Raw genomic sequence first — 19,204 nt, 5'->3', positions numbered from 1 at the left:
TCGCCTTCCCGGCGCGTGGGGGCGCGCCGCGAACCCCAGTGTAGGGCGTGGCAGGGTGGTGGTCCGCTCTCATGACCATCGTCGACGACGTCGGGACGCGTGCGCCGTAGGGCCCGATGGGCGATGATGGGAGGCATGGCCCTGCCAGAACTCGCCCCTCGTCGCACCTTCGGGGGCATCGTCGCCGTGTGGGTGCTCGCGGCGCTGATCGCGATCGTCGTCGGCGTCTTCGCGGCGCCGGACTGGCGCGCGGCCTGGCTGGGCGTCGGACTGGGCGGATGCCTCATCGTGGCGTTCGCCACCCAGCTCTGGTCGGGCCGCTCTCAGGGGTTCACCGAACGGGTGGCGGCGAGCATCCTCGGTGCGGCGCTGGTCATGGGCGTCATCAGCCTCGGCTTCGGTCTGGCCGCCCTGGTTCCCGGCTAGACTCGATCTCATGGATCTCGTCGCGCTCGAACTGTTCTTCGTGGGCCTGCTCGGTCTGGCGTCGCTCGCGATCGTCTTCGTCTCCGCGGTCGTCGTCAAGAACCTGTACCGCGGCCAGCGCTGACGGGGCGCCTCGTGCTCGAGATTCCGACCGACCTTCCCGCAGAGCTCGTGCCGCTGTCGTGGCTCATCGGCGTGTGGGAGGGAACCGGCGTCATCGATTACGGTGACCACGCCTACACGGGCGAGTTCACGCATCGCGTGAGCTTCAGCCACGATGGCGGCGACTACCTGAACTACTCCGCCGAGGCGTGGCTGCACGACGCGGACGACCCGGAGGCGCGCACGCGACTGGTGGCCGAGCTGGGCTACTGGCGTCTCGCCCTCCCCGCGACCGACGCGGATGCCGGCCCCGGTCTGCTTCCGGCCGTCGCGGCTTCGGCCACGCGCACCGCCGACGACATCGAGGGGCTGCGCAACAGCGACGGCGGGTTCGACCTCGAGGTCGCGCTCGTGCACGCCGACGGCGTGAGCGAGCTGTATCTCGGTCAGATCAAAGGCCCCCGCATCGACATCGCCACGGACGCCGTGGTGCGCCCGGCCAGCGCCAAGGCGTACGCCGCGGCGACCCGCATGTACGGTCTGGTCGACGGCCATCTGCTGTGGGCGTGGGACATCGCCGCGCTCGGCTTCGAACTCGGCGCGCACGCCTCGGCACGCCTCGCCAAGCTGGAATGAGCGCCGTGACGTGGGCACGCCCCGAAATGAGCAGAGGGATCGATGACTGACCCGTTCGCCCCGGTCCCCGGCGCCGTCGTCGACGACGCCGGCCTGCAGCACGTGGGCAGCCCCCTCGTCGAGCAGCGTCGTCTCGCCGCCGGCGCCGCGATCGCGCCGCGCCGCGACCGCGCGGTGATCGCGGTGCCCGGTGCGGACCGCCTGACGTGGCTCGATTCGTTGTCGTCGCAGGCGCTGGCGCGCCTTCAGCCCGGCGTGAGCACGGAGCTGCTCATCCTCGATCCGCAAGGGCACGTCGAGCATGGGGCATCCGTCCTCGATGACGGCGAGACCACCTGGCTGATCGCCGATCGGGCCGACGTCGACGGCCTGTTCGGCTGGCTGCGCAAGATGCGCTTCCGGCTGCGCGTCGACCCGCGCATCGCCGACGACGAGTACGCGGTCATCGGCGGCACCGCCGCAGCCCTCGAGCGCATCTCGCCCGCCACGCCATCGGGGATGCCGCTCGTGTGGCGCGACCCGTGGCCGTCCGTCTCGCCCGGCGGGTACGCCTACGCCCCGGTCGAGCCGCATCCCGGTGCCGACCGCGACTGGGCGGAGGCGATCGTGACCCGGGACGAGGAGCAGCGGATCGCGGATGCCGCCGTCGCCGGTGACCTCGAACTCGCCGGGCTCGCAGCGGTCGACGCGCTCCGCGTCGCCGCGTGGCGCCCGCGCTGGACAGCCGACGTCGACGAGCGCGCTCTGCCGCATGAGCTGGACTGGCTGCGCACCGCCGTGCACCTCGACAAGGGGTGCTACCGCGGGCAGGAGACCATCGCGAAGGTCCACAATCTCGGCCACCCGCCGCGACGCCTGGTGGCGCTCCAGCTCGACGGCTCGGACAGCGTCCTGCCCGAGCACGGTGCCGCTGTGCGGATCGGCGACGACGCGGTCGGCATCGTGACGTCGGCGGCGCTGCACTACGAGGAGGGGCCCATCGCCCTGGCGATCGTGCGCCGCACCACCCCGGTCGACGCGCCGCTCACGGTGGACACCGCCGACGGTTCCGTCGCCGCGGCGCAGGAGGTCGTGGTGCCGCCCGACGCCGGCGCCACGGCGAACGTTCCCCGGATCACCCGGCTGTCGCGCCGCGCGGCAGCGCAGTAGGAGCGGCTGCGGTGAGCGGCGACGGCGACACCGCCGCGATCACCCAGACCGTGCCCACGGGCTGGCGCGCCCGGCTCGATGTGCGGCCGCAGCTGGCGCGCGTGCGCGGATCCGCGATCGCGATCCTGCAGATCACGGTGGCCGCGACCGCGGCATGGGCCTTCGCGCATTACGTCGTGGGACATCCGGCGCCGCTGCTCGCGGCGACCGTCACGATCTCGAGCCTCGGCCTCGTACGCGACGCCCGTCCTCGCCGCGTGCTCGAGACGGTCGTCGGGATGCTGGTCGGCATCCTCGTCGCCGAGGGCTTCGTCGTGGTCGTCGGGCCGGGGTGGTGGCAGCTCGCCCTCGCGCTGGGTGTCACGCTGCTGGTCGCCAGGTTCCTGTCCCCGTATCCGCCGTTCGCGATCATGGCCGGCATCCAGGCGTCGATCGTGATGTCGCTTCCCGCCTCGCAGCCCTTCTCGCGGCTCATCGACGGGATCGTGGGCGGTGTGGCCGCCCTCGTCGTGACGGCGCTCATCCCGCGCAACCCCCGCAGCGAGGAGGCGCGCGACGGACATGCCGTGTTCGCGGCGGCCGATGCCGCCGCGAACACCATCGTGCAGGCGCTCCGCCGCGGCGATGCGCTGCGGGCGACGCGTGGACTCGAGAAGGCGCGCGCGATCGGCCCCCGGATCGACGAATGGCGCGCGTCGCTGGAGTCGGGGCTCGCGGTGGCGGGATTCTCGCCCTGGCTGCGTCCCCAGCGCGCCGAGCTGCGGCGCCATCAGGCCGTGCTCCAGGCGATGGACTTCGCCACGCGCAACCTTCGCGTGGTCGCGCGCCGCGCGGTGTACCTGTGCGACGACGGCCAGCGCCGCCCCGTGCCGGCGGAGCTTCTGGCCGAGCTGATGCGCGGCGCAGCCCTCGTCGGGGAGAGCCTCGACGACATCTCGTTCCAGCCCGCGGCCCAGGAGGCGGTGCGGGCGGTGGCGGTCCGCCTCGACCCGGCGCAGATCCTGCCCGACGGGTCGCAGGGCGAGCAGTACCTCATCACGGCGCTGCGGCCGCTCGCGGTCGACCTGCTCACCGCGACCGGCATGCCGTCGGCCGATGCCCGCGCCCTGTTGCCGCGGTTGTGAGGTGGGCGTCAGCGCGGCGCGACGGCCTCCCACGGGACGGTGACCTCACCCAAGCGCCACCGCGAGCGCTCGCGGATCGGCCAGCCGCCGGCGGCGAGCGCCGACAGCGCCGTGCGCCAGCGATGCACCGGGCCGAACGGCGAGACGCTCGCCGCGCGCTCCCACTCGGCGTCGAGGGCGGCCAGGAACGCGTGCACGCGCTCGCCCGGCACGTTCCGGTGGATGAGGGCCTTGGGAAGCCGCTCCGCGGCGACCGACGGATGCTGCAGCCCGGCCAGTCGCAGTGACACCGTGAGGGTCCGGGGCGCCGCGTCAGGGTCGATCGCCACCCAGGTCGCGATCCGCCCGATCTCGTCGCAGGTCCCCTCGACGAGAAGCCCGTCGGGCGTGAGACGCCCGGCCATCGTCGCCCAGGCCTCCGCGACCTCTGCTTCGCCGTACTGGCGCAGCACGTTGAACGCCCGCACGACGGCGGGCCGGCGGCCGCCCGCCACCGGCACCTCGAACCCGCCGCGTGCGAACGAGACCCGGGCGCCGGGTGCGAAGGACGTGCCGCCGCTGCGAACCTGCTCGAGCTGCGCGCGGGCGTGGACCACCCGCGCGGGGTCGATCTCGAGACCCAGCACCTCGACGTCGGGGCGCACACGGGCCAGCCGGGAGTGCAGCTCCAGCGCCGTGACGCCGCTCGCTCCGTAGCCGAGGTCGACCACGAGCGGGTCTGAGGCCCGGCGGAGGGCGGGCTGTCGTGCGATCCAGCGATCCACGCGCCGCAGCCGGTTGGTCCCGGTCGTGCCGCGCGTGATCTGCCCGACCGGTCCCCGCGCCATCCCCCCATGATGCCAGGCGTCGCACGAGCGGGCTGACGGGTCTCGCCCGCCGTCACAGCGCCGGGGCGGGCGTGATCGCCCGGATATCATGGGGCGCATGACCGCGCCCTATACGCTGATCCTCCTCCGTCACGGCCAGAGCGAGTGGAACAAGACCAACCAGTTCACGGGCTGGGTCGACGTCCGCCTCACCGACCAGGGCAAGGCCGAGGCTGCGCGCGGCGGCGAGCTGCTCGCCGAGTCCGGCATCCTGCCCGACGTCCTGCACACCTCGGTGCTGAGCCGCGCCATCCAGACCGCCGACATCGCCCTCGACGCGGCCGACCGCCTCTGGATCCCGGTGAAGCGCTCGTGGCGCCTGAACGAGCGGCACTACGGCGCCCTCCAGGGCAAGGACAAGGCGCAGACCCTCGAAGAGTTCGGCAACGAGCAGTTCATGCTGTGGCGCCGCTCGTTCGACGTGCCGCCGCCGCCGCTGGCCGCCGACGACCAGTACAGCCAGGTCGGCGACCCGCGGTACGTGGGCATCGACGGCGAGGTGCCCGGCACCGAGTCGCTGAAGATCGTGATCGACCGCATGCTGCCGTACTGGCACAGCGACATCGTGCCCGACCTGAAGGCCGGCAAGACCGTGCTCGTGACCGCCCACGGCAACTCGCTGCGCGGGCTGGTCAAGCACCTCGACGGCATCAGCGACGCCGACATCGCCGAGCTCAACATCCCCACCGGCATCCCGCTGGTGTACCGCCTCGACGAGAACCTCGAGCCGCTCAGCCCCGGAGAGTACCTCGACCCCGAGGCCGCCGCCGCCGGGGCCGCCGCGGTCGCCAACCAGGGCAAGGCCTGACCCAGACGCACAGAGAAGAGCGGATGCCTCCCCCCGAGGCATCCGCTCTTCTTGTTTCTGCGCAGCGGCAGCGCCCGCGCTACTGCGGGGTCACCACGTCGATGGTGTCGGTGCTCGTGGTCCAGTCGCCCGTCGACAGGTAGGCGACCTTCTTGGCCACCGAGACGGCGTGGTCGCCGAAGCGCTCGTGGTAGCGGCTGGCGAGGGTCGCGTCGACGGTGGCCGACGGGTCGCCCTGCCAGCTGTCGCTCAGCACCTTCTCGAAGACCGAGACGTGCAGCTCGTCGAGCTTGTCGTCGGCGTTGCGGATCTCGTCGATGAGGTCCCCGTCCTGCGTGCGCAGCAGCTCGGTCAGCTGCCGTGCCGCCTCGACGTCGAGCTCGCCCATCTTCAGGAACGTCGACTTCAGGCCCTTGGGGATGGCTCGCTCGGGGAAGCGCATGCGGGTGAGCTGCGCGATGTGCTCGGCGATGTCGCCCATCCGCTCGAGCGATGCGCTCATGCGCAGCGCGCTCACGACGATGCGGAGGTCGCGGGCCACCGGCTGCTGACGCGCGAGGATCTCGATGGCCAGCTCGTCGAGCTCGACGGCCTTCTCGTCGATGACCGCGTCGGCTTCGATGACCTCCTCCGCGAGGGCGACGTCGCTCGTGCCGAACGCGCGCGTCGCCTTGTCGATGGCGACCGTGACGAGTTCGGCGATCTCGACGAGACGCCCCTGCACGTCCTCGAGGGACTGGTGGAAGACTTCGCGCATTCCGACGCACCTTTCATGGGTTTCGGGGGAGAGGCTCGGCCCCGCGCCCCGCCGATTGTCGCCAGGGAAGGTTAACGGATGGTGCCTCCGCGGTGAACAGTACCCGGCCGATGCGGTGCCCGGTCCGTTCCCGTCGGATCCCACCGTGAGCGTGGCTCTACGCTGGTCGCATGGACACGACGCAGCTCGCGCTGCTCGCCCTCCTCGCGGGGATCATCATCGGCGGTTCGATCTCCGCCGTCGTCGTCGCGGCGATGCGGGCGCGCGATCGTGCGCATGCGGAGATGTCCGTCGAGATCCCCGACGGCGTCCGCGGCGTGCTCCACGGCATGGATGATGCCGCGCTCGTCGTCGACGCGTCTTTCACGGTCCTGGCGGCGTCCGCCGCGGCCGCCGCGTTCGACCTCGTGGAGGGCGGCACGCTCCCGAATGACGAGCTGCGTGCCCTGGTGCGCCGCGTGCGCACGAGCGACGCGGTCGTGACCGAGACAAGTGCCACCGAGACCATGCGGATGCGCAGAGGCGCCCCGCCGGCGGAACCCCGCCTGGTGGTCGTCCGGGCCTCGCGGATCTCGCCGCGCCTGACCCTGTTCGTCCTCCGCGACATCACCGAGCGCGAGCGCGTCGAAGAGATGCGCCGGGACTTCGTCGCCAACACGAGTCACGAGCTCAAGACGCCGGTGGGCGCGGTGAGCCTGCTCGCCGAGGCGATCGAGTCGGCATCCGACGACCCGCCGCAGGTGCGCATCTTCGCGACCCGGCTGCAGGCCGAGGCGAACCGGCTCGCCCTGCTCACGTCGCGCATCATGAACCTCTCGCGCCTGCAGGCATCCGACGAGCTGCCGCAGCGGGACGTCTCGATCGACGAGGTGATCGCCTCCGCGCTCGACGCGCACGCCATCCAGGCCGATTCCGCCGGCGTCGAGGTGGTGCGAGGCGGCGCCCGCGGCCTCTATGTCCATGGCGACGCGCAGATCCTGAGCGAGGCCGTCGGCAACCTCATCGCGAACGCCATCGCCTATTCGCCCCGCGGGTCGAGCGTGGGAGTCGGCATCAAGGCGGTGGACCGGGTCGTCGAGATCGCCGTGACCGACCGCGGGATCGGCATCGCCGAGGGCGAGCAGGACCGAGTGTTCGAGCGCTTCTACCGCGCGGATCCGGCACGAGCGCGCCGCACGGGCGGCAGCGGCCTCGGGCTGTCGATCGTCAAGCATGCGGTGCAGCGACACGGCGGTGAGGTGCGGCTGTGGTCACGACCGGGCCGCGGGTCGACGTTCACGATCCGCCTGCCGCAGATCGACGCCCCTGACATCGAGCCCGCACCCAAGCGCGGACGCAAGAAGAAGCGGCCGACCGCGACGTCCGCTGGAGCGGCTTTCGCCGGCGCTGCCGGAGCGGCCTCCGCCGGCACGACCTCCGCCGCTGCCGGCGCGACCTCCGCCGCTGCCGGCGCGTCCTCCGCAGGCGAAGGCGCGACCGCCCCCCGAACCACCGTCGGCCCTGCTGCCGGCAAGAACCTCGCCTCCGGCAGGAATGGAGACCCCGCATGACCCGCGTCTTGATCGTCGAGGACGAACCCGATCTCGCCGACCCGCTCGCCTACCTCCTGCGTCGCGAGGGGTACGACGTCGAGATCGCCGAGGACGGCCCGGCGGCCCTCGCCTCGTTCCGAGAGCGCGGTGCCGACATCGTGCTGCTCGACCTCATGCTGCCCGGGATGCCGGGCACCGAGGTGTGCCGGCAGATCCGGACCACCTCGGCGGTGCCGATCATCATGCTGACGGCCAAGGACTCCGAGGTCGACATCGTCGTGGGGCTCGAGCTCGGCGCGGACGACTACGTCACCAAGCCCTACTCGGCCCGTGAGCTGCTCGCGCGCATGCGTGCGGTGCTGCGGCGCTTCTCGCAGATCGACGCCGACCTCGAGGATCGCGTCCTCGAGGGCGGGCGGGTGGTACTCGACATCGACCGGCACACCGTCGCGGTCGAGGGCGGGGAGATCAACATGCCGCTCAAGGAATTCGAGCTGCTCGAGGTCTTGATGCGCAACGCCGGCCGGGTGCTCACCCGAGGGCAGCTCATCGACCGCGTGTGGGGGAGCGACTACTTCGGCGACACCAAGACGCTCGACGTGCACATCAAGAGGATCCGCTCGCGCATCGAGCGGAATCCGGGATCGCCCGAGATGCTGGTCACCGTCCGCGGCCTCGGCTACCGCTTCGAGGGCTGAGCGCCGCCCACATGCGGAGAGGGCGCCCCGACCGGGGCGCCCTCTCCGTCGTTCGTGCGACGCGTCCGCTCAGGGAGCGAGCGCGGAGAGATAGTCGAGCGAGCCGTCGAGGACCGGCACGGATACCAGCGTTCCCTCGGCGTCGCCCGACTGGAAGAAGGTGGTGACGTCGGTGCCGGGGAGTGCGTCGAGCTCTTCGATCAGCAGCGGCTCGTCCTCTTCGGAGCCGAGGCTCACGGTCGTGTTGGCGGGTACGCGCACCGTCAGCGAAACGCCGTCCTCGCCGATCTCGACGTTCAGGGTGTGCGAGTCGTCGGTGCGGTTGATGATCGCGGCCACGAAGTTGCCCTCGGAACCGTCCTCGTTCGCCACGATGAGGGCATTGCGCACCTCGAGCGGGCCGGAGCCGTAGACGTTCGTGCCCTCGGCGGCCGAGTACGCGATCGTCGTCGCCTGGGGCGAGATCATGCTGCACCCGGTGGCCGTGAGGACGAGGGCGCCGCCGATGGCCAGCGAGGCGATCAGCCGGCGGTTGCGGGTGCCGAGTGCCGCCGCGGACCGGCCGCGCGTAGAACCGCTGCGGCGGTGTATCGAGATCACGGATCCTCCTAGACGGATGACGGTTCTCCAGCATTCTAGGGGCTCCCCGCCGAGTGCGCGGAGCGCCTCGGCGGCCGATGCCCGGTGGGGGATGTGTCGCCGTCCGACCGGTGGGGCGGAGAACCTTAGCGTATTTCTCCTGTGGTATCCTGGAGGTTGCCGAAAGGACATAACTCCATGCTTTTTGAGGTTGGCGAGACGGTCGTCTACCCCCACCACGGGGCGGCAACGATCATCGAGGTCAAAGACCGGATCATCAAGGGCGAGACGAAGAAGTACCTGAAGCTCAACGTCACGCAAGGTGATCTCATCATCGAAGTCCCCGCAGAGAACGTCGACCTTGTCGGCGTCCGAGATGTCATCGGCAAGGAGGGTCTCGACAAGGTCTTCGAGGTGCTGCGCGCTCCCTTCACAGAGGAGCCGACCAACTGGTCGCGCCGCTACAAGGCCAACCTCGAGAAGCTCGCCTCCGGTGACGTCATCAAGGTCAGCGAGGTCGTGCGCGACCTCTGGCGCCGCGATCAGGACCGCGGCCTGTCGGCCGGAGAGAAGCGCATGCTCGCCAAGGCGAAGCAGATCCTGATCTCCGAGCTGGCCCTCGCCGAGAAGACCGACGAGGAGAAGGCGAGCGTCCTCCTCGACGAGGTCCTCGCAAGCTGAGACTCCCAGAACGGCGCCCCAAGGGGGGCGCCGTTCTGCTGTGTGCGCCGTCCGGTGGCGGAGGCCCTGCGCAGCGCTCGCGGCCGATCGCGATAGCGTGAGCGGGTGAGCATCACCCCCGTGCCGCGCATCGGCATCGTCGTCGTGGCCGCAGGTTCCGGCACACGCCTCGGGGCGGGTGCGCCGAAGGCCTTCGTCGGCATCGACGGGGGCAGCATACTGCGCCATGCGCTCGAGGGCGTGTTCGCCGCCCCGGCCGCACAGGTCGTGATCGTCGCGCCGGCAGGGCGCGAAGGCGATGCCTGGAGCGAGGCGCTCGCGACGGCAGGTGACCGCCGTGACCTCGTCTCGGTGGTCCCCGGCGGCGAGACCCGCCAGGCCTCCGTGGCCGCCGGGCTCGACGCGCTCTGGGCCGACGTCGAGATCGTCCTCGTACACGACGCGGCCCGCGCTCTGACCCCGCCCGAGGTGTTCGAACGCGTCGTCGCCGCCATCGACGCCGGCGCGTCCGGCGCGATCCCCGTGCTCCCGGTCATCGACACCATCAAGCGGGTCGTGGCGGACGAGATCGTGGCTGTCGTCGACCGCTCAGAGCTCGCCGCCGCGCAGACGCCGCAGGGATTCCGCCGTGACGTGCTCGACGCGGCATATGCCGCGGCCCGCGCCGAATTCACGGACGACGCCGCGCTCGTCGCCGAGGCCGGTCATGCCGTCGCCGCCGTGCCGGGGCATCCGCTCGCTTTCAAGATCACGACGGCCGCCGACCTCGACCGTGCCCGCCATCTGCTCGCCCAGCCGGCCCCGCACGGTGCCCCGCACCTGGAGAACCCGCACCCGGTCCCTCGCGTCGGTGTCGGCACGGATGTGCACGCGTTCGGCGGCGACGGGACGCTCTGGCTCGCGGGCCTCGAATGGCCGGGAGAGATGCCGTTGTCGGGACACTCCGACGGGGATGCCGTCGCCCACGCCATCGTCGACGCGCTGCTGTCCGCCGCCGGCCTGGGCGACATCGGCACGCACTTCGGCACGGCTCACCCGGAGTACGCGGGCGCGCACGCGGAAGTCTTCCTCAGCCGCACGGTCGCCCTCCTCGGCGAGGCGGGCTGGCGCGTGGGCAACGTGTCGGTGCAGGTGCAGGCGAACCGCCCCCGGTTCTCGAGCCGCCGTGCCGAGGCCGAACGGGCGCTGTCGGATGCGCTCGGGGGAGCGCCCGTGGCGGTCTCGGCGACGACCACCGACGGCCTCGGGTTCACCGGGCGCACCGAAGGCGTGTCGGTCTTCGCCGTCGCCGTCGTGGTCCCCGCCTGACGCCAGGAGCGTCTGGGGTCGTCAGAGCGCGCGCGTCATGAAGACCGAGAACGGATCGAGCGCGTAGCCCTCGAACGGTCCGCACAGCACGAAGCCCTCGCTCTCGTACAGCCGCTGCGCCGGCACGAAGTCGGCGGTGGAGCCGGTCTCGAGCCACAGGCTCGACATGCCCCGTCGCCGCGCCTCGTCGACGATGTGGCGGAGCAGCGCTCGCCCCACCCCGCTGCCGCGGAACCGGTCGTCGACCCGCATCGACTTGATCTCGCCGCGGGTGGCGTCGATCGCCTTGAGCGCACCGACACCCGCGAGCTCGCCGTCGATCCAGGCCGACCACACCGAGAGCGATGGATGCCGGAGCGCATCGATGTCGAGCGCGTGCACGCTCTCCGCCGGAGAGGTGTCGTGCATGCCTGCCAGGTGGAACGCGATGAGGTTCCGTGTGGCCGCGCCGCTCAGGTCGTCGGTGCGGATGTCGATGGTGCGCTGCATGTCGCGCCCAGTGTGCCACGCCGCTGTTGCCGGCGTGTTTCGAGGGCTCTCAGGCCTCGACCGCGAACGGCGCGGGGTCGCGCGGCGCGCGCGATCCCCAGGCCAGCAGAGCGAGACCCGCTGCGAGCACGACCAGGCCGATGATGGCGAGCGCCGAGAGCCGCTCTCCGAGCACGGCGATCCCGAGCACGCTCGCGGTGAGCGGTTCGCCCAGCGTGAGGGTCGCCGCGGTGGCGGCCGTCAGCCCGCTCAGTCCCCACGTGAACAGGACGTAGGCGATCGCGATCGTCGCGAGGCCCAGCCACAGCGCCATCGCGACGCCGGCCGGCGTACCCAGCCATGCCAGGTCGACGAAGGGCAGCGCGCAGGCGCAGATGAGCGCCGAGCTGGCCCCCATCGCGCCCACGACCGTGAACGGATCCCAGCCGTCGTCGAGCAGTCGCCGCTGGGCGTTGGCGATCACCGCGAACGAGGCGCCGGCGCCCACCGAGCCGACGAGTCCGAGCGGATCGGTCCCTCCCGCTGAGCCTGCTTCGCCGCCGAAGCCCAGCAGCACGACGCCGATCGTGGCGAGGGCGGTCGCCGCCATCCACGTGGGGCTCGGCATCCGTCGTGTGAGCGCCCATTCCAGCAGGCCCGCGAGGATCGGGGCGGACCCGAGCGCGACGACGGTGCCGACGGCCACGCCGTTGCGGCCGGTCCCGAGGAAGAAGAGGGGCTGGTACACCGAGATGCAGACGCCGGTGAGCACCATGAGCGCGAGAGGACGGATGCCGCCCTGCGAGAGGCTCAGCGAGCGGAGGCTCTTCGCGGCGGCGTCCGGGCGTCGGCGGGCGTGGCGGGCGGCGAGGGCGAACGCGATGACAGCCAGACCGGCCCCTCCGATGACCATGCGCATGACGCCGATCGACAGCGGGGTCGTCCCGTCCGGGCCGAGGGCCTGCGACGTCCCGGTCGTGCCGAACAGCACGGCGGCGGCGAGGACGGCGAGGACATGCACCCTCTAGTTCTACCGGGCTCCCAGGGGTCGCCGTGGCACCCGCCGGTAGGCTGGTGCGGTGACGGTTCAGTTGTATGACACCAAGGCGCAGGCCCTGCGCGACTTCGTGCCCCTCGACCCCGGAAACGTCACGATCTACGTCTGCGGTCCGACCGTGCAGTCGGGCCCGCACATCGGGCACCTCCGTGGCGCACTGAGCTTCGACATCCTGCGGCGCTGGCTCACCCACCGCTACGGCCGCGTCACGTTCGTCCGCAATGTCACCGACATCGACGACAAGGTGCTCGCGAATGCGAGCGACGGCGAGCCCTGGTGGGCGCTGGCCTACCGGATGGAGCTGGAGTTCACGCGGGCGTACACGGCCATCGGCATCCTCCCGCCCACGTACGAGCCGCGCGCGACGGCCTCGATCCCGCAGATGCAGGAGCTGATCGCGCGGCTGATCGCCGCGGGGCACGCGTACGCCGCCCCGTCCACAGGGCCGGAGGCGGTCGATGCCGCCGGCGACGTGTACTTCGACGTCCGGTCATGGGAGTCCTACGGCTCGCTCACCCGGCAGAGCCTCGACGCCATGGAGCCCGCCGCCGACGCGGACCCGCGCGGCAAGCGCGACCCCCGGGACTTCGCGCTGTGGAAGGGCGCGAAGGCCGACGAGCCCGCATCCGCGACGTGGGACTCGCCGTGGGGCGCCGGACGCCCCGGCTGGCACATCGAATGCTCCGCGATGGCGCGACGCTACCTCGGCAGCGAGTTCGACATCCACGGCGGCGGTCTCGACCTGCGCTTCCCGCACCACGAGAACGAGCTGGCCCAGTCGACGGCCGCCGGCGACGGCTTCGCTCGCTACTGGGTGCACAACGGCCTCGTGACCGTGGGCGCCCAGAAGATGTCGAAGTCGCTGTTCAACTTCGTCCTCGCCGAGGACGTGCTGCGCGAACGCGACCCGCTCGTCGTGCGCTACGCGCTCGCCGCGGCGCATTACCGCTCGAGCCTCGACATCACCGGCTCGACGTTCGACGAGGCCGAGGCGGCGCTCGACCGCATCCGCACGTTCCTCGAGCGCGCGATCCGCACGCTCCGCGGCACCGAGGACGTGCGCGTGGATGCCGCGGTCCCGGCCGCCTTCGCGGAGGCCCTCGACGACGACCTCGGTGTGCCCCAGGCGCTCGCCGTGCTGCACGACGCCGTGCGCGAGGGCAATTCGGCGCTGGACGCCGGCGACCGCGACGGCGCGCTGCGCGCGTTCGCCGACGTCGCCGTGATGACCGGGGTGCTCGGTATCGACCCCCTCGACCCGCACTGGCGCTCGACGGACGTCTCGGCCGAGGCAGCCGCGCTCGACGCCCTGGTGCAGACGATGATCGCGCAGCGCGCCGACGCGCGTGCCGCGAAGGACTGGGCGGCGGCCGACCGCATCCGCGATGCCATCGCGGCGGCCGGCATCGCCCTCGAAGACGGACCCGACGGGACGCATTGGAGTGTCGCCGACACGCCTCGCCCCGCGGAGAGCGACTGACGGGGCGGCGCCCCGCATGAAGGAGAACTGATGGCCAAGCCAGGACGCCCCGGCGCGAGCAAGGGCAACAAGAAGGGCCCCACCAAGGGCACGGGCGGCAAGAACAAGCGGTCGCTCGCCGGTCGTGGGCCGACCCCCAAGGCCGAGGACCGCGCGTGGCACCCCGCCGGCAAGCGAAAGGCGGCCGCCGAGCGGTACGCCGCCGCGGGCGGCACCGGCAAGCCCGCACAGCCGGCGCCGCGGTCGTCGCGCCCCGGCAAGAAGGACGATGACACCGAGACCGTCACCGGTCGCAACTCGGTGCTCGAGGCGCTGCGGGCGAAGATCCCGGCGACCGCGTTCTACATCGCGCAGCGCGTCGAGATGGACGACCGCGTGAAGGAGATGCTGGCGATCGCCACTCATCGCGACATCCCGGTGCTCGAGGTCACGCGGCCCGAGCTGGATCGCATGGCCGGCTTCGACGGTGTGCACCAGGGCGTCGCGCTCAAGGTGCCGCCGTACGAGTACGCCCACCCGCAGGACCTGCTGGAGCAGGTGATCGACAAGGGGCAGACGCCGCTGTTCGTCGCACTGGACGGCATCACCGACCCTCGGAATCTCGGAGCCATCCTCCGATCGACCGCGGCATTCGGCGGCCACGCCGTCATCGTGCCGCAGCGCCGCTCGGCGAGCGTGAACTCGGCCGCGTGGAAGACGAGCGCCGGCGCGGCCGCGCGCATCCCAGTCGCGATCGCGGCCAACCTCACGGCGATGCTCAAGGACTTCAAGAAGCAGGGCGTGTTCGTGCTCGGGCTCGACGGCGGGGGAGAGGTCTCGCTCCCGGAGCTCCAGCTCGCCGATCGCCCGGTCGTGATCGTCGTCGGCTCCGAGGGCAAGGGCCTCTCGCGGCTGGTCACCGAGACCTGCGACCAGATCGTCTCGATTCCGATCTCCTCGAGCACGGAGTCGCTCAACGCGGGCATCGCGGCATCCGTCGCGCTCTATCAGGTCGCGACTCTGCGGACGGCTCCGCCCGCCTGAGTCGCCGTATGACGCATTCATGGGAATGAACCGCCCCGTGGGGCTCTTGTCCCACCCAGAGCCGGCCGGCGTTGGGCGGTACGACAGATCGAAAGGCACAGCATGGCACGCATCGCCGTCATCGGAGGCTCCGGTTACGCCGGACGTCACATCGTCGCCGAGGCGGTGAATCGGGGTCACAGCGTGCTCGCGATCGCGCGCCGCATCCCGAGTGAGCGCCTGCCGGGCGCGGTGTACATCGAGGGCTCGCTCACAGACGTGCCCGACCTGCTCACCCAGCTCCAGGGCGTCGACGTCGTCGTGTCGGCCGTCGCGCCGCGCGGCGACATGCAGGGTCTGGTTCGCCCGAACATCGCCGCGCTCGCCTCGCTCCTGCCCGAGGGCGTCCGGCTGGGCGTCATCGGGGGTGCCGGGGGCAGCCTCGTCACCGAGGACGGGCAGCGGGTCGTGGACCTGCCGTCGTTCAGCGAGGACTACAAGCCCGAGGCCCTCGAGGCGATCGGCATCCTCGAAGACCTGCAGGCAGGGCCGGAGTCGCTCGACTGGTTCTACATCCACCCTGCCGGGGGATTCGGCGCCTTCAACCCGGGGGAGCGCACCGGCTCTTACCGCACCGGCGGCGATGTCATCGTGACCGACGCCGAGGGCGAGTCGTACATCTCGGGCGAAGACCTCGCCGTCGCCATCCTCGACGAGATCGAGAACCCGCAGCACCCCCGCAAGCGGTTCACCGTCGGCTACTGACTCGGAGTCGCGAGAGGGTGTGTCTCCGCACGGATGGCGTGCGGACAGATCTTCGCGCACATGGCGGCGAGGGAGCGGTCAGACCAGGTCGCGCCAGTCGATGTCGGCCTCGTCGTCATCGACGACGGGGGTCGGCGACGTGATGACCGACAGCGACACCGTCTCTGTCGGCGGACCCATCAGCGTCGCCTCGTCGCGGCGGTGGCGGAGCACGTTGTCGATGTAGCTCGTGAGCGACTCGGCGAGGGGCACCGACTTCCCCTTCGCCTGCGAAAGGTACCAGCGGTGCTCGAGCAGCTGGTGGAACACCTCGGCGGGCTCGAGCTTGGACCGCAGGTCCCAGGGGATCGCCTTGACGACCGGCTCGAACACGCGTGTGAGCCACTCGTGCGCGACCATCTCCTCGTCGTCGCCCAGGCGCGAGATGCGCGCGCGGAACTCGTCGAGGTCGTTGAGCAGGCGGCGGGCCTGGTTCTCCTCGACGTCGAGGCCGGTCAGGCGCAGCAGCCGCCGCTGATGGTGTCCCGCATCGACGACCTTGGGCTGGATGGAGACCCTGGCGCCGTCGGCCGTGGCCTGGATCGACATCTCGCCGATGTCGAACCCGAGGTCGTTGAGCCGCTGCACGCGCTCGGTCAGGCGCCAGGCCTCGTCGGCGCGGAAGCTCTCCTCGTCGGTCAGTGCCGCCCAGAGCGCGTGGTACGCCGACACGATGCCGTCCGCCACCGCGATCGCGTCGACGCCGCCCTCCAGGCGCCCACCGGCCTCGAGATCCATGATCTCGCCCGCGATGTTCGTACGGGCGACATCGAGGTCGTGCGCGCGCTGACCGGGCGTCAGACCGCTCTCGTGCAGCTCGCCGGTCTCGGCGTCGACCAGGTACGCGGCGAACGCGCCGGCATCGCGGCGGAACAGGGTGTTCGACAGCGAGACGTCGCCCCAGAAGAACCCGACGTTGTGAAGGCGCACCAGCAGCAGCGCGAGCGCGTCCACGAGGCGCGTGGCCGTGTCCGGTCGCAGCACCTGCGTGAAGAGCGCTCGGTAGGGGAGCGAGAACTTCAGGTGCGCGGTCACCAGCGCGGCCGGGAGCGGCTCGCCCGCGGCATCCGTGCGTCCGGCGATCACCGCGACCCGCTCGACGCAGGGGACGTCCAGACGCGCGAGGTTGCCGAGCATGTCGTACTCGCGCTGCGCCATCGCCTGCGTCGTCTCCTTGATGGCGACGACGCGGCCCGAGAGGTTGGCGAAGCGCACCAGGTGGCGTGAGATGCCCTTGGGGAGGAACACGATGTGCTGCGACGGCCAGTCGCCGAGCGGTGTCGACCAGGGCAGCGTCAGCAGCCCGGGATCCACACTGCTGGCCGTGATGTTCAGGGCGTCAGGCACGTTCCCTCCGGAAAAGACAGCGACGGCGCGGGGGAATTGCTCCCACCCGCGCCGTCGCGATGCGAAACGGTGTTACGCCGCGGCGATCGCCCGGTCCGTGAGGCGCTCGCCCGACTCGATGTCGAAGACGTGGACGTGTCCGGGGACCGGAGCCAGCGCCACCTTGTCGCCCGCGATCGGGTGACGGCGGCCGTCGACGCGCGCGACGATGTCGGTGCGCTTGCCGTTGACGTCCGCGTGTCCGTAGAGGTAGCCGTCGGCGCCGAGCTCCTCGACGAGGTCGACCGTGACCGTGAGGCCCTTGCCGTCCGCCGGAGCGACCTGGATGTCTTCCGGACGAACGCCGATCGTGACGTCGGAGCCGTGCGCCTTGCCAAGCGTGTCGGCCTCGATGCCGACGACCGTGTCGCCGAACTGCACGCCGCCCTCGGCGAGGTGCGCCGGGAACAGGTTCATGGCGGGCGAGCCGATGAAGCCGGCGACGAACACGTTGTTCGGCTTCTCGTACAGGTCGCGCGGGGTGCCGACCTGCTGCAGGAGGCCGTCCTTGAGGACCGCGATGCGGTCACCCATGGTGAGGGCCTCGGTCTGGTCGTGCGTCACGTAGACGGTGGTGACGCCGAGGCGGCGCTGCAGCGACGCGATCTGCGTGCGCGTCTGGACGCGGAGCTTCGCGTCGAGGTTCGACAGCGGCTCGTCCATGAGGAACACCTGCGGCTGGCGGACGATCGCGCGGCCCATGGCGACGCGCTGACGCTGACCACCCGAGAGGGCCTTCGGCTTGCGGGTCAGGTACTCCTCGAGGTCGAGGAGCTTCGCGGCCTCGAGGACGCGAGCGGCGCGCTCCTCCTTGCCGACGCCGGCGATCTTGAGCGCGAAGCCCATGTTCTCGGCGACCGTCATGTGCGGGTACAGCGCGTAGTTCTGGAAGACCATCGCGATGTCGCGGTCCTTCGGGGGGACGTCGGTGACGTCGCGGTCGCCGATCAGGATGCGGCCCGAGTTGACCTCTTCGAGGCCGGCCAGCATGCGCAGCGACGTGGACTTGCCGCAGCCCGAGGGGCCGACGAGAACCAGGAACTCGCCATCGGCGACCTCGAGGTTGAGCTTGTCCACAGCGGGGCGAGTGCCCCCGGGGTACAGACGAGTTGCGTTGTCAAACGTGACGGACGCCATGTTCTCTTCTCCTTCACCGGCAGGTACGTGCCGGACGATCCGTAGTGATGGAATGAGCGGGGGCTTTCCCGCACGCCCTTCATCGGGCGCAGGAACAGTATGACACGGCGCGCACGGAGGTTGCGTCTGGGCATTTCCCAGGGTGGCTGACTAGCATCGTGGACGGCCGTTTTCCCGTTCGGCCCCGCCGGAAGCCGGCTGATTTCCGCCCCGAGAGGTTCCATGTCGAGCGACGAGTCACAGAACGCCGCGTCCAGCGAGCGCCGCGACGCCGTGCGTGAGAAGGCGCAGCAGGTGAAGGTGCGACAGTCGCGGGCGCGTCTGATCCGACGCACCTCGCTCGCCGTGGTGGCGATCGCGTTCGTCGCCGTCATCGCCGTCGTCGTGACCTGGACCGTGTCGTCGAGCGCATCGAAGCCGATGATGAGCCCCGCGAACGTCGTGAACGACGGCTTCGTGGTGAAGGACGTCAGGGGCGGTGGCGTCGACTCGGTGGACCCCGACGCGAACGGCTCGCTCGAGGGCGAGGCGGCCACCCCGAGCCCGACCCCGACCCCGGAGCCCGAGCCGACACCGACCGCCAGCCCCACCGAGGCGCCGGCCGTCGAGATCCGTGTCTACGTCGACTACCTCTCGACCGGCTCGCGCGACTTCCAGCTCGCCAACACCAAGCAGCTGTCGGAGTGGGTGGGTGACGGCGCTGCGACGCTGACCTACTACCCGGTGGCGATGCTGACGGCGAAGTCCAACGGCACCAAGTACTCGCTGCGCGCGGCCGGGGCCGCGGCCTGCGTCGCGCAGCACGCACCCGACTACTTCTTCGCGTTCAACGACGCCCTCCTGCGCCAGCAGCCCGAGGTGGACTCCGACGGCTACAGCGACAGCGAACTCGCGGCCCTCGCGATCGCGACCGGCCTGGACGGCCCCAAGGTCGTGCGGGCGTGCATCGAGGACCAGTCCTACGCCTCGTGGGCGAAGACGGCCACCGAGCGCGCCTTGCAGGAGCTGCCCGGCACCGACGGCGCATCCCTCACCGGCACGCCGATGGTGCTCGTCAACGGCACCCAGTACGTCGGCAAGCTCGACGACCCCAAGGAGTTCGCGCAGTTCGTCCTCACCATTGCGAGCGACGCGTACTACAAGGCGACGCCGACCCCGACGACCGCCCCTTGATCGGGTGCCCGCGCGGGCGCCGCTAGACTGG

The 19,204-nt window shown here is 71.3% G+C and carries 20 protein-coding genes; 13 read left to right on the top strand and 7 right to left on the bottom strand.

Features of this window, described 5'->3' with window-relative positions:
• The first annotated feature begins 135 nt into the window (after window positions 1-135).
• The 4 genes from Q9R08_RS19865 to Q9R08_RS19850 all read left to right on the top strand — a co-directional run bounded on the left by Q9R08_RS19865 (window position 136) and on the right by Q9R08_RS19850 (window position 3,437).
• On the top strand, window positions 136-426 hold the full coding sequence (locus Q9R08_RS19865; RefSeq protein WP_308869922.1) for a hypothetical protein: 291 nt from the start codon (window positions 136-138) through the stop codon (window positions 424-426).
• A 135-nt stretch (window positions 427-561) separates the two neighbouring features.
• Window positions 562-1,164 (top strand): nitrobindin family protein, encoded by a 603-nt coding sequence (locus Q9R08_RS19860; RefSeq protein ID WP_308869920.1) that lies wholly within the window; start codon window positions 562-564, stop codon window positions 1,162-1,164.
• Window positions 1,165-1,206: 42 nt separating this feature from the next.
• Window positions 1,207-2,313, top strand: coding sequence for a CAF17-like 4Fe-4S cluster assembly/insertion protein YgfZ (gene ygfZ / locus Q9R08_RS19855; RefSeq protein ID WP_308869919.1), 1,107 nt, complete (start codon window positions 1,207-1,209; stop codon window positions 2,311-2,313).
• Window positions 2,314-2,324: 11 nt separating this feature from the next.
• Window positions 2,325-3,437: an FUSC family protein gene (locus Q9R08_RS19850; RefSeq protein WP_308869918.1), complete on the top strand. Its 1,113-nt coding sequence runs from the start codon at window positions 2,325-2,327 to the stop codon at window positions 3,435-3,437.
• Window positions 3,438-3,445: 8 nt separating this feature from the next.
• Here Q9R08_RS19850 and Q9R08_RS19845 read toward each other — a convergent pair whose 3' ends face one another.
• A complete protein-coding gene (locus tag Q9R08_RS19845) occupies window positions 3,446-4,264 on the bottom strand; it encodes a class I SAM-dependent methyltransferase (protein WP_308869917.1) in 819 nt (272 codons plus the stop codon).
• 97 nt (window positions 4,265-4,361) lie between these two features.
• Between Q9R08_RS19845 and Q9R08_RS19840 the strand changes: the two genes are divergently transcribed.
• On the top strand, window positions 4,362-5,111 hold the full coding sequence (locus Q9R08_RS19840) for a phosphoglyceromutase (protein ID WP_308869916.1): 750 nt from the start codon (window positions 4,362-4,364) through the stop codon (window positions 5,109-5,111).
• A 79-nt stretch (window positions 5,112-5,190) separates the two neighbouring features.
• Here Q9R08_RS19840 and phoU read toward each other — a convergent pair whose 3' ends face one another.
• Window positions 5,191-5,868: a phosphate signaling complex protein PhoU gene (phoU, locus tag Q9R08_RS19835; protein WP_308869915.1), complete on the bottom strand. Its 678-nt coding sequence runs from the start codon at window positions 5,866-5,868 to the stop codon at window positions 5,191-5,193.
• A 170-nt stretch (window positions 5,869-6,038) separates the two neighbouring features.
• Between phoU and Q9R08_RS19830 the strand changes: the two genes are divergently transcribed.
• Both Q9R08_RS19830 and Q9R08_RS19825 read left to right on the top strand, forming a co-directional pair.
• Window positions 6,039-7,418: a sensor histidine kinase gene (locus Q9R08_RS19830; protein WP_308869914.1), complete on the top strand. Its 1,380-nt coding sequence runs from the start codon at window positions 6,039-6,041 to the stop codon at window positions 7,416-7,418.
• On the top strand, window positions 7,415-8,098 hold the full coding sequence (locus tag Q9R08_RS19825) for a response regulator transcription factor (protein WP_308869912.1): 684 nt from the start codon (window positions 7,415-7,417) through the stop codon (window positions 8,096-8,098). Before Q9R08_RS19830 ends, Q9R08_RS19825 begins: the two co-directional genes overlap by 4 nt.
• A 69-nt stretch (window positions 8,099-8,167) precedes the next feature.
• Here the strand turns inward: Q9R08_RS19825 and Q9R08_RS19820 are convergent, their stop codons facing one another.
• The gene (locus Q9R08_RS19820; protein ID WP_308869910.1) at window positions 8,168-8,698 is read right to left on the bottom strand and encodes a DNA modification methylase; all 531 of its coding nucleotides are present in this window, start codon (window positions 8,696-8,698) and stop codon (window positions 8,168-8,170) included.
• Window positions 8,699-8,875: 177 nt separating this feature from the next.
• On the opposite strand from Q9R08_RS19820, the gene Q9R08_RS19815 reads away from it, so the two are divergent.
• Both Q9R08_RS19815 and ispD read left to right on the top strand, forming a co-directional pair.
• Window positions 8,876-9,358: a CarD family transcriptional regulator gene (locus Q9R08_RS19815; RefSeq protein ID WP_045298114.1), complete on the top strand. Its 483-nt coding sequence runs from the start codon at window positions 8,876-8,878 to the stop codon at window positions 9,356-9,358.
• A gap of 105 nt (window positions 9,359-9,463) precedes the next feature.
• Window positions 9,464-10,666, top strand: coding sequence for a 2-C-methyl-D-erythritol 4-phosphate cytidylyltransferase (ispD, locus tag Q9R08_RS19810; protein ID WP_308869909.1), 1,203 nt, complete (start codon window positions 9,464-9,466; stop codon window positions 10,664-10,666).
• Between the two features lie 21 nt (window positions 10,667-10,687).
• Here ispD and Q9R08_RS19805 read toward each other — a convergent pair whose 3' ends face one another.
• The gene (locus Q9R08_RS19805) at window positions 10,688-11,155 is read right to left on the bottom strand and encodes a GNAT family N-acetyltransferase (RefSeq protein WP_308869908.1); all 468 of its coding nucleotides are present in this window, start codon (window positions 11,153-11,155) and stop codon (window positions 10,688-10,690) included.
• A 49-nt stretch (window positions 11,156-11,204) separates the two neighbouring features.
• On the bottom strand, window positions 11,205-12,155 hold the full coding sequence (locus tag Q9R08_RS19800; RefSeq protein WP_308869907.1) for a DMT family transporter: 951 nt from the start codon (window positions 12,153-12,155) through the stop codon (window positions 11,205-11,207).
• A gap of 58 nt (window positions 12,156-12,213) precedes the next feature.
• Here Q9R08_RS19800 and cysS point away from each other — a divergent pair, with 58 nt between their 5' ends.
• The 3 genes from cysS to Q9R08_RS19785 all read left to right on the top strand — a co-directional run bounded on the left by cysS (window position 12,214) and on the right by Q9R08_RS19785 (window position 15,438).
• Window positions 12,214-13,671: a cysteine--tRNA ligase gene (gene cysS, locus Q9R08_RS19795; protein WP_308869906.1), complete on the top strand. Its 1,458-nt coding sequence runs from the start codon at window positions 12,214-12,216 to the stop codon at window positions 13,669-13,671.
• A 30-nt stretch (window positions 13,672-13,701) separates the two neighbouring features.
• On the top strand, window positions 13,702-14,694 hold the full coding sequence (rlmB, locus tag Q9R08_RS19790; protein ID WP_308869905.1) for a 23S rRNA (guanosine(2251)-2'-O)-methyltransferase RlmB: 993 nt from the start codon (window positions 13,702-13,704) through the stop codon (window positions 14,692-14,694).
• A gap of 102 nt (window positions 14,695-14,796) precedes the next feature.
• Window positions 14,797-15,438: an NAD(P)-dependent oxidoreductase gene (locus Q9R08_RS19785; protein WP_308869904.1), complete on the top strand. Its 642-nt coding sequence runs from the start codon at window positions 14,797-14,799 to the stop codon at window positions 15,436-15,438.
• A gap of 78 nt (window positions 15,439-15,516) precedes the next feature.
• On the opposite strand, the gene Q9R08_RS19780 is transcribed toward Q9R08_RS19785, so the two are convergent.
• Both Q9R08_RS19780 and Q9R08_RS19775 read right to left on the bottom strand, forming a co-directional pair.
• Window positions 15,517-16,824 (bottom strand): DUF4032 domain-containing protein, encoded by a 1,308-nt coding sequence (locus Q9R08_RS19780; RefSeq protein ID WP_308869903.1) that lies wholly within the window; start codon window positions 16,822-16,824, stop codon window positions 15,517-15,519.
• A 72-nt stretch (window positions 16,825-16,896) separates the two neighbouring features.
• Window positions 16,897-18,000, bottom strand: coding sequence for an ABC transporter ATP-binding protein (locus Q9R08_RS19775; protein ID WP_308869902.1), 1,104 nt, complete (start codon window positions 17,998-18,000; stop codon window positions 16,897-16,899).
• Window positions 18,001-18,222: 222 nt separating this feature from the next.
• Here Q9R08_RS19775 and Q9R08_RS19770 point away from each other — a divergent pair, with 222 nt between their 5' ends.
• Complete coding sequence (locus Q9R08_RS19770) at window positions 18,223-19,173, top strand: DsbA family protein (protein WP_308869901.1); 951 nt, start codon at window positions 18,223-18,225, stop codon at window positions 19,171-19,173.
• Window positions 19,174-19,204 lie beyond the last annotated feature (31 nt).

This window comes from Microbacterium psychrotolerans, from assembly GCF_031085295.1.
Taxonomy (GTDB): domain Bacteria; phylum Actinomycetota; class Actinomycetes; order Actinomycetales; family Microbacteriaceae; genus Microbacterium; species Microbacterium psychrotolerans.
This window is presented reverse-complemented; position numbering and strand designations above follow the sequence as displayed.